Annotated in this window: 10 protein-coding genes, 3 pseudogenes and 1 other annotated feature; of the genes and pseudogenes, 5 read left to right on the forward strand and 8 right to left on the reverse strand. The window is 50.6% G+C overall.

Going from position 1 to position 16,251, the window contains the following annotated elements; translation table 11 throughout:
• Positions 1-236: 236 nt before the first annotated feature.
• Positions 237-559: pseudogene (locus RBH92_RS14745) on the reverse strand (transposase); the annotation flags it as partial.
• A gap of 53 nt (positions 560-612) precedes the next feature.
• Here RBH92_RS14745 and RBH92_RS14750 point away from each other — a divergent pair.
• A pseudogene (locus RBH92_RS14750) lies at positions 613-732 on the forward strand (IS3 family transposase); the annotation flags it as partial.
• A gap of 52 nt (positions 733-784) precedes the next feature.
• Here RBH92_RS14750 and RBH92_RS14755 read toward each other — a convergent pair.
• From RBH92_RS14755 to RBH92_RS14770, 4 genes are all read right to left on the reverse strand, one after another.
• Positions 785-3,913: an efflux RND transporter permease subunit gene (locus RBH92_RS14755; RefSeq protein WP_107804568.1), complete on the reverse strand. Its 3,129-nt coding sequence runs from the start codon at positions 3,911-3,913 to the stop codon at positions 785-787.
• A 24-nt stretch (positions 3,914-3,937) separates the two neighbouring features.
• Entirely contained in the window at positions 3,938-5,107 is a 1,170-nt protein-coding gene (locus RBH92_RS14760) for an efflux RND transporter periplasmic adaptor subunit (protein ID WP_097103896.1), read from the reverse strand.
• 627 nt (positions 5,108-5,734) lie between these two features.
• Positions 5,735-6,954 (reverse strand): IS3 family transposase gene (locus RBH92_RS14765; RefSeq protein WP_307933987.1). Its coding sequence is split into 2 segments (ribosomal slippage): positions 5,735-6,663 and positions 6,663-6,954, totalling 1,221 coding nucleotides; the frame shifts between segments, so codons are not numbered across the junction.
• Positions 6,560-6,676, reverse strand: a sequence feature (AL1L pseudoknot). Its footprint overlaps the gene before it by 117 nt.
• Before the next feature lie 12 nt (positions 6,955-6,966).
• Positions 6,967-8,598, reverse strand: coding sequence for a DUF4158 domain-containing protein (locus tag RBH92_RS14770; protein ID WP_107787989.1), 1,632 nt, complete (start codon positions 8,596-8,598; stop codon positions 6,967-6,969).
• Positions 8,599-8,729: 131 nt separating this feature from the next.
• Between RBH92_RS14770 and RBH92_RS14775 the strand changes: the two genes are divergently transcribed.
• From RBH92_RS14775 to RBH92_RS14790, 4 genes and pseudogenes are all read left to right on the forward strand, one after another.
• Entirely contained in the window at positions 8,730-9,359 is a 630-nt protein-coding gene (locus RBH92_RS14775) for a recombinase family protein (RefSeq protein WP_107787994.1), read from the forward strand.
• A gap of 132 nt (positions 9,360-9,491) precedes the next feature.
• Positions 9,492-9,587: pseudogene (locus RBH92_RS14780) on the forward strand (ATP-binding protein); the annotation flags it as partial.
• 152 nt (positions 9,588-9,739) lie between these two features.
• Positions 9,740-11,083, forward strand: coding sequence for an adenylate/guanylate cyclase domain-containing protein (locus RBH92_RS14785; protein WP_107787990.1), 1,344 nt, complete (start codon positions 9,740-9,742; stop codon positions 11,081-11,083).
• 182 nt (positions 11,084-11,265) lie between these two features.
• Positions 11,266-12,000 (forward strand): universal stress protein, encoded by a 735-nt coding sequence (locus RBH92_RS14790; protein WP_219909008.1) that lies wholly within the window; start codon positions 11,266-11,268, stop codon positions 11,998-12,000.
• Here RBH92_RS14790 and RBH92_RS14795 read toward each other — a convergent pair.
• From RBH92_RS14795 to RBH92_RS14805, 3 genes are read right to left on the reverse strand one after another with little or no spacing between them, the layout of a single operon-like run.
• Positions 11,914-13,020: a JAB domain-containing protein gene (locus tag RBH92_RS14795; protein ID WP_107787995.1), complete on the reverse strand. Its 1,107-nt coding sequence runs from the start codon at positions 13,018-13,020 to the stop codon at positions 11,914-11,916. The two genes, RBH92_RS14790 and RBH92_RS14795, sit on opposite strands and share 87 nt — an antisense overlap.
• Positions 13,021-13,039: 19 nt before the next feature.
• On the reverse strand, positions 13,040-15,937 hold the full coding sequence (locus tag RBH92_RS14800; RefSeq protein ID WP_107787992.1) for a zincin-like metallopeptidase domain-containing protein: 2,898 nt from the start codon (positions 15,935-15,937) through the stop codon (positions 13,040-13,042).
• On the reverse strand, positions 15,934-16,146 hold the full coding sequence (locus RBH92_RS14805; RefSeq protein ID WP_107787993.1) for a conjugal transfer protein TraD: 213 nt from the start codon (positions 16,144-16,146) through the stop codon (positions 15,934-15,936). Before RBH92_RS14805 ends, RBH92_RS14800 begins: the two co-directional genes overlap by 4 nt.
• Between the last annotated feature and the right edge of the window lie 105 nt (positions 16,147-16,251).

Genomic DNA, 16,251 nt, shown 5'->3' on the forward strand with positions numbered 1-16,251 from the left:
TCTTGATTGCTACAGGTGACCAATTGACGTGATGGCATAGACAGGTCAGACCGGTGCTGGCAAAACCCGTGGAGCTCGATAGCAAGGACCAATAGGTCAATGCTGTGCGGTCGTTTGGGAGCCGGCAAGCAGATTCCATCCTGGGCAGCGCATGGCCAAAATGAGCGCACAAATAGCCCGAATATACGACTGCGATCTTAACCTTCTACCCCAAAATGACAGAAAATCACTTGGCAAACTGGAGGCGTCCATATACGAGCTCCGCCTGCGCGAAATAGGCCGATGCCTTACGTAATATCTCGTTAGCTCGCTTTAATTCCCGATTCTCCTGTTCCAATTCCTTGAGCCGCTCACGATCCGCAGTCGACAGGCCGCCTCGAATTCCCTGATCAATCTCTGTTCGTCTTACCCAGGTGCGCAACGTCTCCGCTGTACAGCCAATCTTTGATGCGATCGACTTGATCGCCGCCCATTGCGATTCATGCTCCTTTTGTTGCTCGAATACCAATCTTACTGCTCGTTCTCGTACTTCCGGTGAATAACTGATTTGATTCTTCATCTCTTCCTCCTTTCAAACCATTTTATCTCCGGAAATACCGGGACGATTCATATATTGTTGGCTGGCGAGAGAGTCGTTCATTGCGAACGGAACTGATACTGGATGCATTGGAACAGGCGCTATGGGCACGGCGAGGAACCTCAGGATTGATTCATCACAGTGATAGAAAGTCGGTTTCACATGATGTGCGGAAGTTTTGGATATTGATCTGAGGCTAATTCGCCCCTAAGGTTTGAGACGAGCCAGCTTGCGCAAAGCGACATAGAAGACAGGGGTAAGGAACAATCCGAATAGCGTCACGCCGATCATCCCGGAAAAAACGGTTATACCTGTTGCGTAGCGCACCTCACTGCCTGCACCGTAGCTGAGCACTAAGGGAACAGATCCCGCGATGAAAGCGATTGAGGTCATTATGATCGGTCGAAGTCGAAGACGGCAGGCTTCCAGTGCGGCTTCGACAGTACTCTTGCCCTGGATCTCCAACTCCCGTGCGAACTCAACGATCAGGATGGCATTCTTGCATGCCAGGCCCATCAGCACGACCAGTCCCACCTGAACGAATATATTGTTCTCGCCGCCAGTGAGCCAAATACCGAAAAGCGCAGCGCACATACATACCGGCACGATAAGGATGACCGCCAAAGGTAATGTCCAGCTTTCGTAGAGGGCGGCTAGCACCAGAAAGACCAGCATAATCGATAATGGGAATACGATGACCGCCGCGTTGCCCTGCGTTACCTGTTGGTAGCTAAGATCGGTCCACTCCAGCGTAATGCCGCGGGGCAACACCTCTGCGGCAACGCTCGAGAGCTTGGTGATGACCTGCCCCGAGGAAAGTACGCGCGGATCAGCATCGCCGATAAGGTCAGCGGCGGGATAGCCGTTGTAGCGGATGACTGGATCCGGGCCAAATGAAGGTTGAATCGTCACCATCGACCCTAGCGGAACCATTTCCCCTTGAACGTTGCGCGTGTACAGATTGCTGATGTCTTCGGTCTTCTGGCGAAAAACTGAGTCCGCCTGAGCCAACACTCGATAGACCCGACCGAATAAGTTGAAATCGTTAATATAGATAGAACCTAGATAAATCTGCAGGGTATTAAATAGATCTGACAATAATACTCCTTGGGCTAATACTTTAACTCGATCTATATTGACCTCGAGTTGCGGGATATTGGCTTGATATGAGCTGACAGGAAAGGTCATGCCTGGCGTTTGGGCGATTGCGTTTTGGAAAGTCGTTAATGCCTCTTGTAAAGCTCCATATCCCAAGCCGGCGCGATCAACTAAATAAAGAGAATAGCCCGACCCATTACCCAGTCCTTGAATAGGCGGGGGCAGTAATGCATAAGCCTGCCCGTCCTTGACCTCCACAAGCTTGGCATTCAGTTCGGCGGTGATGGATTCCGCAGAACGCTGGCGCTGATCGAAAGGTTTGAGGATGATATAGGAGGTGACCTGATTGGGAGTATTGACGGATTGCAAGGCATTCAAGCCCACATAGCTTTCGGTTATGTCTACGCCTTCGATAGTGCTGGCAATTTTGTTCAGTTGATGTGTGACAGCATTAGTTCGGGCAAGCGAAGCGCCCTCCGGCAATTTGGCTCCCGCGAAAAGGTAGAGTTTATCCTGGTTGGGAATAAAGCCGGTCGGTACGATATGGAACAGTATTGCGGTCGAGAGCAATAGCCCTGCATAGACGGTGAACGCTATGCCACGACGGCCCAGCGTGCGAGCCACGGTATTATGATATTTATGGGAGCTGCGAAGAAATAGCCGGTTGAACGGATGGAACAGCCACCCCAACATACGCTCGAGCAACCGTGTCAGCGCATCCTTCGGAGCATCATGTCTTTTGAGCAGTTTTGCCGCCAGGGCCGGCGACAATGTCAGTGAATTGATTGTGGAAATGATGGTGGATATGGCGATGGTGATAGCAAATTGCTTGTAGAATTCGCCGGTGACACCGCTTAGGAACGCCATGGGCACAAACACGGCGCAAAGCACCAGGGCTATGGCAATAATGGGGCCGGAGACTTCCTTCATGGCCTGGTGGGCTGCTGCAAGAGGATCCAGGCCTTCCTCGATGTAGCGCTCGACGTTCTCGACGACGACGATGGCATCGTCGACGACAATGCCGACTGCCAACACCAGTCCAAACAATGTTAGCGTATTGATGGAATATCCGAGAAGGTACAGCCAAGCGAAGGTACCGACAATCGAGACCGGTACCGCGATCAGAGGAATGATGGATGCACGCCAGGTCTGCAGAAACAGGATGACCACCAGCACGACCAGGAAAACCGCTTCGATCAGGGTTTGACCCACCGCCCGGATGGATTCCCGGACAAATACGGTAGGGTCCCACACTATTCGATACGTCACGCCCGCAGGGAAGTTTGCTGAAAGTTCTTCAAACTTGGCGTAGACCGCTCTGGCTACTGCCAGGGAGTTTGCGTTGGGAGTGAGGAAAATGCCCGCGCTGGCGCCGTTCTTTCCATCAATCATGGCGTGCAGCGTATAATCCCCGGATCCGAGCTCAACGCGTCCCACGTCGGATAAGCGAACCAGTTGGCCATGGTCGCCGCTTTTCAGCACGATATCGCTGAATTCCTGTTCGCTGCGAAGCCGCCCGCGCACATTTATCGGAACGAGGAAATCCGTACTCTTGGGTGACGGTTGCGCGCCCAGCTGACCCGCGGATACCTGGACGTTCTGCTCTCGAACGGCATTGATCACATCACTGGCTGTAAGCCCGCGTGTGGCAAGCTTGCCCGGGTTCAGCCACAAGCGCATTGCATAGTCGCCTTCTCCGTACAATCCGACGTTGCCAACACCCTGCAGGCGCGAGAGCTGATCCTTGATATTCAGGGTCAGGTAGTTGCGTAGATAGACCCCATCGTAGCGATTGTCTGGTGAAGTCAGACTCACAAACATGAGCGGAGTGGGGGATTGCTTCTGCGTGGTTACGCCGTACAGACGCACATCGGGGGGCAGACGCGACAGGGCCTGGGCGACGCGATTCTGTACACGGACAGTTGCGGTATCGGGATCGATGCCAGGGGTGAAGGTGACTGTCACTTGCAGGCTTCCGTCGGAACCCGCAACGGACTTCATGTACATGATGCCTTCGACGGCGTTGATCGCTTCTTCCAACGGAACGGCGATTGAATCCGCCATTTCTTTGGGATTGGCGCCGGGGTATATTGCTCGCACAACGACACTAGGCGGCACCACCTCTGGGTACTCGCCCGCGGGTAGGAGCGGAATGGCGATAAGTCCCCCCGCGAAAATAACGATCGAAAGAACAATTGCAAATATGGGGCGGTCGATGAAGAACTTGGAAAAATCCATGATCGCGCTCTTATTCCGCGGCTCTTATTGAACCGGAAGGGGGGAGATAGCCTCTCGTGCTTCCATAGCGACATACTCAGGCCTTACAATCATTCCTTCACGAATGATCTTCTGTGCGCCGGTGACAATGACCATGTCTGTCTTGTCGAGGCCGGACTGCACGATGTATAGGTCATCGATTTGACGACCCAATGTGATATTTTTGCGTAGTGCCTTGTTTCCTTCTCCTAGCACATAAATATATTTGTGATGCTGGTCGGTCAGAATGGCCTTGGTGTCTATCAAAAGTGCAAGTAACTCATCGCCTTGCAGCTGTACACGGGCGAAAAGCCCCGGTGTCAGGAAACGGTCGGTATTGGAGACGACAGCGCGAGCACGAATTGTGCCCGTTGTGGGATTAACCTGATTGTCGAAGAAATCTACAGTCCCATGGTGCGGGAAGCCTTCCTCATTAGCCAGACGGATGCGGACCAGATATGCATTGTTCCCGCGATCGTTCCTGCGAGCGAATTCCTTGTAGCGCAGGAAGCTATGCTCATCGCAATCGAAGTATACATACATGGGATCCTGCGAGACCAAGGTTGTCAGAATTGATTGGTCAGCCTGGGCAAGATTGCCGACGGTTAGGTATGCTCGCCCCACGCGGCCTGCGATTGGCGCTCGAACCTCGGTGAAATCGAGGTTGAGCTTGGCGGTGGCTACAGCAGCTTCAGCCGCACGAATCTCGGCAGCCGTTTGGTTCAACTCCGTTTGTCTACCGTGGAAATCTTCGCGTGACATGGCCCGTGTTTCGAACAGCGCCTGCGCGTGCTCAGTCTTGATTTGCGCAAGATTCGCGGTCGACCGGGCACGTTCGAGCTGCGCCTGCGCACTATGGAGTGCATTGCGGTACGGCCGAGGATCAATGACGAAGAGAAGGTCGCCAGGTTTGACCTCGCTATCCTCTTTATAGGCAACACGATTGATGTAACCACTCACGCGAGGACGCAATTCTACAGTCGGGATTGCATGGACACGGCCATTAAATTCATCCCAAGTTTGCACTGAACGCACCAGTACGTTCGCAACCGCAACATCGAGCGGTGGTGATTCGACTGGAGTGTTGGATCCGGTATTGCATCCGATGAGGAAGATTGCCGAGAGCGCAATAAGAATTGTAAATGCGCACCGTTGGCGTGGGGTTGAGCTGTACATATGTTAAATCATGAAAAATTTCTGGCGGGGAGGGTCGTAAGACTCAATCATTCTAAATGAAACCTCTGCATACCTATGTCATTAAGGTTTTTTGCTCATGCGGTAATTTTTAAAATCAATCGTTTAAAAATGACAAATTATCCAAAAAACCAGTTAGGCAGAGGTCTCAAATATTCCTAGTAGAGGATTTCCGAGAAAGAATGCATCGGAGAAAGACTAAATTATCCCGACTTGAACTTGACCTAACAGATGGCTTCAAGCCGTAATGGTTGCAGGCAAGAAATCTGGCGCTACCTGATCTAGGGATGGTCTGAAGTAGACACCACCATCTTCTAGCGGCTTTGCCATCTTGTCAATGAAAAAAATTATTTGCTCCAGGTCAACTGTGTAAGTATTGATATCTGAATTCCCTTTAATAAATTACAACGAGATAGAAATTCTATAGCAGAACTATATATAAAGCTAGACGGATTCAAGTTTGAGGTGCAATTCTGAATAACGCAGGTCAGGGTGGATGCGGTAGCATCTGAGCCTTTTTGACCAGCCAGTCGAAATTGACCTGGTCAAGTAAAACCGGACAACCCAGTTTGAATCGCCCCGGATTTTCCGGAGACATGTTTTCTTGAATCAAGCTGCATCAGCTGACTCTTCCTGTTGGCGATGATACGCCTTTTCAAATTCTGCCGGTGGGACATATCCGATTGCGTCCAGCAGTCTTCGATTGTTGAACCAATCCACCCATTCCAATGTGGCAAATTCTACTTCTTCGATACTACGCCAAGGACCGCGATGCCGTATGACTTCGGTCTTGTACAAACCATTGATGGTTTCGGCTAGCGCGTTGTCATAAGAATCTCCGATGCTTCCGACAGAGGCGTCAATATTTGCCTGCGCCAAACGTTCCGTATAGCGAATCGATAAATACTGGCTGCCTCGATCACTGTGATGAATCAATCCTGAGGTTCCCCGCCGTGCCCATAGCGCCTGTTCCAATGCATCCAGTATCAGTTCCGTTCGCAATGAACGACTCACTCGCCAGCCAACAATATACCGGGCAAAAACATCGGTGATAAAAGCCACATAAACAAATCCTGTCCATGTCGCTACAAATGTAATATCCGCCACCCACAGTTGATTGGGCCGGGCAGCTACAAATTGCCGGTTAACCTTGTCCGTTGGCCGGTCAAGCAAATCGTCCGAAATGGTTGTCCAACACTTTTTGCCGCGTCGAACACCTTGTATTCCAAGCTTCTTCATTAACCGCTCGACCGTACAACGAGCAACACCAATACCTTCTCGCAGCAACTGCCGCCATACTTTGCGAGCACCATAAACTCGGAAATTGTCTTTCCATACCCGCTGTATATCAAGTTCTAGTCTCATATCCCGCTTGATGCGGTCAGGCAATCGATCGGGATCTCGCGCGCGCGCTTTGTGTTCGTAGTAGCTCGACGGGGCAATCCAGATTTCATTGCAGATTGGCTCGACCCCGTATTCCGCTTTGTTGCTATCGACAAATGTCACCATCATTTCGGTCGGCGGTCGAGCTCCGCCTGTGCGAAATAGGCCGATGCCTTACGTAATATCTCGTTGGCCCGCTTTAATTCCCGGTTCTCCTGTTCCAATTCCTTGAGCCGCTCACGATCCGCAGTCGACATGCCGCCTCGAATTCCCTGATCAATCTCTGTTCGTCTTACCCAAGTGCGTAACGTCTCCGCTGTACAGCCAATCTTTGATGCGATCGACTTGATCGCCATCCATTGCGATTCATGCTCCTTTTGCTGCTCGAATACCAATCTTACCGCTCGTTCTCGTACTTCCGGTGAATAACTGATTTGGTTCTTCATCTCTTCCTCCTCTCAAATCATTTTATCTCCGGAAATACCGGGGCGATTCACTTCGTCAAGTATCTGGAGCGCCTGCTTCATCTCTTCCCGAAGCGACGCGGTGAAAGCTTTCGGATCGAGAGGGATGCCGAGCTCGGCATAGTACGCCGCCCGCTTCTCATCGAAGTCTTGCGGCAAATCCTCATCGGGGTTGCGGTATCGACGGCTGCCAACGACCCAGATCTCGCGGCAACGCAATTGATCGCGCAGCGCCTTCAATACGCAAATTTCGTAGGTGACCCGGTTGACCTGTACTTTGCCATCCGTATTCTTCTCGACCACCAGCGACATCCAGGAAGGACGCACAACCCCTTCTATGGGTGGCTCCACGCCGAGCGGATAGAGCGTTCCCTTGTGGTCGAGATGTTGCTTCAAGATGTTCAACGCTTGCATGACCGGTTGATGGCGCGTGTTGGTACAGCGAAATTCCAGCGTATTCAGCATAACCGGCAACATGCGCCGGTAGTGCGAGCGGTACGAACGCTGCAGCGCGCCATGAATCGTGGATTTGTAAGCCAATCCGGTCATCTGAATCTCCTGCAGGAGATTGCGCAGTAATTCCTTCGGCGCCACCGGATAAATCACTTCATCGACAACGCCTTTCGGCGTTTTGAGGGAAGCCTCGGCTATGCGGAATAACACCTGCAACTTTTTCGGTACTTTCTTGAGCTGGCTCGCAACATTTTCCTCGACACGATTCTCTGCGCGCTTGCCCATCTTGTGGGTGGTCTCCACCAGCAAATCGACCAAGTGGTCCGTTAATTCCTCACTGCGCTCGTGCAGAAACGTAGTCAATAGCGTTGTCCGCAGTGGCGGAGCATGACGGCGCAGTTCGAAGGGTTCTTCGACGGCGGCGCGGCGCGCATAGCGAGCGATGAGTTTGGGCGGAACATTCTTAAACAAGTCGGGTGGCAGCTTCAGTTCGCGCACCCGCTGCAATCGGTCTGCCGCCTGCAGCACGCTTTCCAGTCCAGCCTTTCCCGGTTCAGATTTGATCACCTGCCAGACACTCCAATCATTGGTTGCCTGTTCATCCGGCGTCTCGAGCTTGAGCGGTTTCAGCAGTCCGTCCAAGCAATTCAGCGCTGGCTTGTCCAATTGACGGACGATGTTTGTACAGAATCGCGTCTCATGTTCCTGCAAGGCAGAACGGATCAAGCGTCGAATTTGTTCTGCGGCCGGCGGTTCTATCTTCCACGCGCGGCATTGCGTAAACACCGCGTCCCGCAGCGCGTCCATGCGATGCTCCTGATTGAGCACATCCATCAGCAACCAGTCTTGCAGTGTTTTTTGGTCGGCACGCCTTGCCTCCCGGAAGCCCAGGCATCGTCGGATTTCGGCACGCTGATACTTGATCGTGCGCCCACTCCAGGAATAGTCCAGCCACACATCCACGGATATATCCAATTGCTGAGCGATGAATTGAATGACCGGGCGTGGCAACTCATCCGGTCCAGCGGGGAAACGGCCTTCGATTTGAAAGAACTTTAATTGCAGCGCGAAGCCCAGCCGAGCGGGGTCGCGACGGTCACGAAGGAGTTCCCGATCAGCAGGCTGCAACAGCCATTCGGCCGCCAGGTCGTCCTCTATCCAACTAACCCTCATTACTCCTCCGCATCGCGATAAAAACGCCTCGCGTACGGCGAGCGTGTATCATTTAAAGTAGGCTATAAAAGGGCCGCTATTTTGCCACGGCTGAATGCGGGTTTCAGAGGTATTTTGCGAAGATGGTTCAATTGGGACAGAAAGCAGCGCTCTATTGCCGGGTATCAACAGCGGATCAAACCTGTGCCCGGCAAGAGGTCGATCTGTGCGCGTTCGCCAAGCGGCGTGGTTATAAGGTCGCTGGCGTATGGAAAGAGACAGCTTCTGGCACCAAGGATGACCGCGTCAAGCGCAGGGCAGTTCTCGCGCTGGCCCAATCGGGTGAAGTCGACGTGATCCTGGTGACTGAGCTTACCCGGTGGGGTCGCTCAACGCTGGATCTGCTCCATACACTGAATGACCTTCAGGCATGGGGCGTGTCGCTGATTGCGCAGACCGGATTGCAATTCGATCTCAGCACGCCGCAGGGCAAGTTGATCGCGGCGATGATGGCGGCGCTAGCGGAATTCGAGCGAGATCTACTCCGAGAACGCGTTCGCTCCGGCATTGCATCAGCGCAAGCACGTGGTGTAGTGTTTGGTTGGCGGCCAGGACAACGGATCAAGGCGGATAAACTCGAACCAAAGGTTTTAAGGCTTGTCGCCGCTGGGCAGTCGTACCGACAAATCGGACGACAACTCGACATCAGCAAAAACACGGTATTGGAAATCGTGAAAAGAAATCGAGCGAATGACGCTGCTAACGAACGTCGCGAGTTATAGTTTGAATATTCCGGTGGGATGCAGCATAGATTGAAGCGTTTACCAAGAAATTCATTGAACCCTATCCAGGGCTTGATATATTTGATACTCGCACTTGAATTGCCCCTGGTAGTGCGTATGTTGGGTTTACCCCTTTTAGACCGAATCACTCATCATTGTGACATCGTGGAAACAGGAAATGATTCTTACAGATTCAAGCATCGAAAAAAGAACATAAAAACTGATTAACCAACTAAACCAGGTGGAAATTCTTAGACGCTGATGCCTGGAAAGTTTTCAACGCTGATTGACATTTATAGCAAACCCAGTACTATTGCTGCTGGGGTGGTTCCCGTAACAAGCCCTTAACTAATTGCTTTTAATCTTCGATGGCTCGCCCAATGGAAATTCCACCGGTTAACTACATCAAGAGCGGTGAACTTTATATCGCCTACCAAGTGTTTGGAGAGGGAGCAATCGACTTGATATTGCTACCCGGCTGGATCAGTCACCTCGAAGTGGCTTGGGAGCAACCAAGATTGGTTAATTCGTTTCGTCGACTAAGCTCATTCAGCCGTCTCATTCTAATCGACAAGCGAGGAACTGGGTTGTCAGACCGGGTTTCGCCAAGCGATTTACCGACGCTAGAGCAACGTATGGAGGACATCCGCGCAGTTCTCGATGCCGTTGGCTCTTCCTCCACCGTCCTTTATGGAATCTCCGAGGGAGGGCCGCTGTGCATGCTATTTGCCGCGACCTATCCCAAACGATGCGCGGCATTGATAATCTATGGTTCGTGGGCCCGCGCTTTTAAGGCACCAGATTACGATTGGGGATTTGATCCAGTTGAATTTGAAAATATTTTGACCTCGCTCGAACCCCAGTGGGGCAAAGGAACGGCGGTAAACATCATTGCGCCAAGTCTGGCGCATGATGAGCAGTTCTGTGCTTGGTGGGGGCGTTATGAACGCATGTCAACCAGCCCTGGCGCGGCTTTAGGTATTCTGCGTATGGCCTTCGAAGGGGATGTTCGTCATGTACTACCTGCGATTTCTGTACCCACACTGGTGCTACACCGCACTCATGACGGCTTTGTCAATGTCAAACATGGTCGGTACATCGCAGAACACATCAGTGATGCCCGCTATATTGAGCTCGAAGGAGAGGACCACTTTCCGCTTGCCGGTGACTCAACTGCGGTTGATCGGGAAATCGAGCATTTTCTGTCAAGTTTGGTAGATATAAGGCGTTCTCCCAATTCCGACCGGATGCTGGCAACTGTACTGTTCACTGATATCGTTGGATCAACCGAACATGCAACCGATTTGGGAGATGAAAAATGGAAAGAACTTATTTCCCTTCACGACCAGTTCGTTCGTCAAAAAATTGCTTATTATCATGGCAAGGAGATCAAGACGATTGGAGATGGGTTTCTGGTGACGTTCGACGGACCAGGACGAGGTGTTAACTGCGCTGATGCAATCAGAAAGTCTGTCCGCTCGCTCGGGCTGGAGATCCGCAGTGGGTTGCATACCGGAGAGGTCGAAGTAGTCGATCATGACATAGCGGGTATCGCTGTAAACATTGCCTGCAGAATTTCAGGATTGGCTGAATCCGGCGAAATCCTGGTATCCAGCACGGTGAAGGATCTCGTCGTCGGCTCAAACATTGAATTTTTAGACCGCGGCCTCCACGCGTTAAAAGGCGTATCGTATGAATGGCATCTCTTTGCTGCTAATCTATGAGGCACCACTATTGCTTCGGACTATTGTTATGAAAAGTTTTTGCGTTCAGCGGAAGACATTACGTTTCAGGATAAAACATTTAAATTCTTACTTCAGAATCCTGATTCATTTTCTCTAAGAGAAGGAAAATTAGGCGGATGATAAACCAAAGTGAATCGCACAGCACTGCAATACAACGCGTAATGGTCGGGACCGACCGGTCCGAAACAGCTGAGCAGGCTGTTCAATGGGCCGCTGCATTTGCCGAACGATATGAGGCGGAACTCTTCGTGGTTCAAGTGATTCAGCCACAGAACCCTACTACTACCAAGTACGGAGCGGCCGAAAGTACACGAGCTGCTGCGGCGAACGAAGAACTTGCTATCCATGTGCAGCAACTTGCCGGCGAGCGCGGTCATGCACTCGTCATTCTGGATGCCAATCCTGCGATGGCAATCGTTCGGGCTGCCGAGCAAGAGGCGATCGACGTTCTGGTGGTCGGCAATGTCGGCATGGCAGGGAGAAAGGAATTCCTGCTGGGCAACGTGCCCAATCGAATCAGCCATAATGCGCGCTGTACTGTCATCATCGTTAACACGCAGTCGTCGAGCTATCTCGCAAACGACACAATGCAGACCATCATCTCCAGCGCCGAGCCCCCGCCCATCGAGCCACGGTTGGCGGCCAGGGGAGGGCATATAGCAGCAGTAATGGCCAAACACGGCCTGAAAGGACTGTTCGGTCGGGCTGACGAACAAATTGCAACTGATCGACGCCGGCAGCAAGCAAAACGACTGCGTGCTGCGCTTGAGGAACTAGGCCCTACATTCTCCAAACTTGGGCAAATTCTGTCAACGCGCCCGGATCTCTTGCCGGCTGAGTACATTCACAAAGGTTCTGGGCTTCCTAAAAATGGCGCTTATTTCACCGGGTATTGATGCAAATAATCCTTCTTCCCTCAATGAGCAATAATCAGAGCCTTCTACTGCCAGCACATCTTTTAAGATGCCAGCTTCACAGGCTTTGGATAATACGGGATGTCTGTAATCATTGGCATTCGTGATGGCAAATACGGTATTGACTCCGGAATTGCGTGCAAAATTTTGTAGTCGCGCCAAAAGCAGATTTTGATGGCGATTTAGTACAGATAGCGGTAACTCACTTAACGACAATACAAAACCTGTTGCACCGATGCCTATCAAGTTAAAAAACTGATCTCGCTTTTTTAAAGCATGACCTATCTTTGCAAGATCCTCCGGTGATGCTATTTTCTCCAAAAGCAGTTCATGATTTTTATAAGGATTGTTCTGATAGCCTTCTGCCTGATTACCCATCCAATCCACAAAATCGACCTGACCATTGCTATCAATAACGCTATATTGACTGGTATTGATAACCACATGGCCTTTAAAGCCCGAAACAATAGATGCCAGTATTTCTGTGAGCCTGACATCATCACACGATGGCTTCGCATTACCCGATGGATGGTTATGCAATAACCAGTAACCATCTGCTTTAACATGTCGCTTGGTCTTTTCTACCAATACACCCAAATCATGATTGGCATGCCCGATCTTGTTCAGATAGATTGCACCCGGCAGTCTGGAACTCACAGCTGTATGATGAACGATGCGATTCATACGGGTATAAAATATTCTCAGCGTCTCATAGCGCGGATCGCGTAATATTTGCGCCATTATTGCCAGATCATGACCTGACTTGATGGGTTGATTCAGGAAGGTGGTTCCTCCTTTTTCTCGGAAGTCTTTTGGGAAATCACAACCCAGTAAGGTGCCACCTGCCCATCGAGCATGAGCTTCGAGCAGTTCTTTATAGGCACCTCGCCCCGTTTCTTTTTGCTTTTTGGTAGTACCGGGACGAGTCTCAATGTTTTCATAAAGATCACCTTCATCAGAATGGAATGAATTTCCTGGAGCCTTCAGCTTATTATCGCGCATCTTGCAGCCTCCCATAAAATTACCTGACCAATGCCCGTTTTTGCTTGATTTCCTGCTGCTTAGGTTCAACACGGGTTTGTAACTTCTCTACTTTGACCTGACGAGTCACTTTCTCTACAAGGGATCCAACCTGACGTTTGACGGCCTCAATACCCAGCACGCTTTTATTGGCCAGATCATTAAAATCATTTAATCTCTTTGATACCTGCTCATTAGGTGCAAAAACCGGAAATACCGCCACACCATTCACCAATGCCGCTGCTTCCAATGCTTTTTCCTTGCCGGGGTTTTTGCCAAGAGTTGACTCCAGGTGATGATCATCGTCTCCTGCGATAATGATGGGCTTATGCGGATACCTTTCATACAAATCCTTAGCTACTTTGGACAAATTGCCCGAATCAAATGCGGCGATGACAGGATAATCCAGCGCCTGGGATAGCGTGTCTGCGGTGGCATAACCTTCAGCTATCACAATAACAGATGTTGCGTCCAGTGCTGCCAATCCTCGACTCCTACCACCAACGATATGAAAGTTATTCTCCTTTCTGCTACCTGCTACAAAAAGCTTTGCGCCATTCGCCTGTATCGTTTGCACACTCCAGATTTGTCCATGAACATCTTGTGCGCTCAGCAATAAATCACCGGCGGTAAATACCAGACTGTCAGGGTGTTTCTCGCGCAAGGCTTTGACTTCCTGCCAGTTCTGACCGATTTTGATGATTGAGTCATTGGGTAAATCATCCGCATTCTGCGGTACGATTCTCAAATCGCCTGGTCTTGCATGCTTGTCCATCAAATAAGGATGCTCGGAGTCGGCAACCGGTGCGATCGCCAGCAAGGATTCAAGCGCATCAGCAACTTTTATTTGCCGTGCCTGCTGTTCGGCTTTTCTGTTTTGCTGCTTGATAGCGGCCTGGGCGATCAATTCTGCTTTCTGCTCATCCGTTAACGAATACCCCTTGGCCTTCCAGCGTGTCTCTATCCCGGTTCGATTATTTTTGAAATATCCGGCTGGATGACCATCCAGGTGCGCCACATAAAAACCTGACTTCTCACTGGGCTTATCGCCTTCAACTTTAATTCTGTGTTTGCTGCCATCCATCACCGGATGATTGCCATCAACCAGACAACCTTGAGCGCGCAGCAAGTCAGCAAATTCACTATGAGGATCGATAGCCGGTTCCTGCTGTCTGGAAACATTCTCCGGTAGCCAGCGCTGCAATGTCTGAATATCTGCTTTTGGTCCTACATACCAAGCCTTAGTGGTTTTGTCCCAACGAGCCCCCGCGGCTTTTGCCAAATCCTTATCGCGATAAGGAACAATCAAATATTGACGAGCATTGACATCGTTTTGTTGGCTCGCTCGCCTATTGGTTTGTTGGGTTTGTTGGGCTTGTTGATTCTGATGAATTTGGGCATTTTGCTCGACCTTGGCATCTAGCACCGCTTCTTCCGCACTCAGCGTGTCATTTCTGACGCGGTTTTCATGGATTTGGACAAGCTTAGCGGCCTTTTCATGTTCATTCTTTTCTGCAGCGGCATCGATGAGTGCAAGCAGATCAGTCAAATCCTGCGCTTCTTGTTTGGATTCACAGTCTTTCACCCATTGGAAAGTCTGATCATCACGCTGCATATACACTCCCCAAAATTGCGGCTCACGATTAAGTCGAAGAGCGGATACTATAGACTCTATGCCATTTTCATCGGTTTGAATCGCATTACCCTGTACCTGGATCTGTCCATTCCAGTCAGCCGGAATTCTAAAGCCCAGTTTGTCTTCAGACACTTCTTCAAACTCCAGATTATCAATGCCACCGCCCCTCAAAAACTTGAGTGCATCGGCTACCAGAATGATGGCATCCTGATCCTTGATTGGCATGCTCTGGGTCAGATGATTAAACAGTTTGAGATTGCGGGACGCGATGGTAGCCAGATCCGGTGAGAGATTCTGTAAATAGGTGGCGGTGTTTTGCTTGATTTGATCCATCTTAATTGCTTCCTGCGCATCAATTCCCTGTGCAATTTCCTGTTGTTGTGAGAATGCCAGTACAAAATCCTGGATTTTTTCGGCATCAGCAGCGGCACGAAATATCTCTGTCGGATCTTCCTGCAGCGCTTTGATCCATGAGTTCACATAAGCCACATGCTGCCCTGGATCATGACCGATACCCAGCTCACCGCTCAACAACATGCTGGCAATCTCAGCGCGTAGTTCTTCTTTGGCATAGCCTTCACTACCGAATGGATGCGAAAGATCACGACTTAAGCGCGATTCATGGCCTGTCCAGTGGCCCAGTTCATGAAGTGCGGTTGCGTAGTAGCGATCGGGTGTTGAAAACTGGTGCTTGTGGGGCAAGTGGATACTGTCTGTTGATGGCCGGTAAAATGCATTGTCTGCCTCACCATGACGAATCACGGCATTGGATGACTGTAATATCTGTTCAGCCCGTTCCAGCGGGTCCCAGTCGGGAGCTTTAATGCTGAGTTCTGGCAGATTATCCATTTGTTCGGCGTTAAATACGGAGGCATAGAACACTCTGGGGCGCTCAAGCCGGACCTGTTCTTTAATGGGCTGACCATTGCTATTTAGAACAGGATTCCCGTTATCATCTTCTTTGATACGCTCCTCGGTAAATTTCCAGTATTGCACGAGCGTGCTTTTTTCACCTTTACGCACCTGTGCGTTAAGAGCTGCTGCCTGCTTGTAGGTCAACCAACGCGGATCCGTATACGCACGACTCATCAGGTTCAGGCTATTAATTCCCCGATAGCGCTTACCCGTTGTTGGATTGACCGGTAAGGCAGCCAGCAAATCACCGGGTTTCCAGGGTTTCTGCCAAGGTGCGACTCCCTTTTTGAGTTGCTCAATCAGATTCTCGGCGACTTGTTCATGAAAAGCCTTCTTAGCCTCTTTCATTGTTCATCCTCCGCTATATGATCAATCGCGCTATCCAGCGCATCCTGTTCACTTAAGGCATCTTCCTTGAATGCGCCTAACATTTGTGACTCTAAGGGATCAAATTCAGCCTGGAAGCCCGGTATTTCTGCATCGAGTAGCTTTTCCTGTATTACCTGATCCTGATATTCAGGATTGTTTGTTTCAGCATCAATCTGCGGTCTATTCATGGCGTTGACTTATATGGACGCCTCCCGGTCTGGCAAGAGATATTTCGTGTTTTAGCGATACGAAGAATCGGCTGCAGTCTTATATCCGGCCTTATTGCAGATTGG

The sequence above is a fragment of the Nitrosomonas sp. sh817 genome (genome assembly GCF_030908545.1).
GTDB lineage: Bacteria > Pseudomonadota > Gammaproteobacteria > Burkholderiales > Nitrosomonadaceae > Nitrosomonas.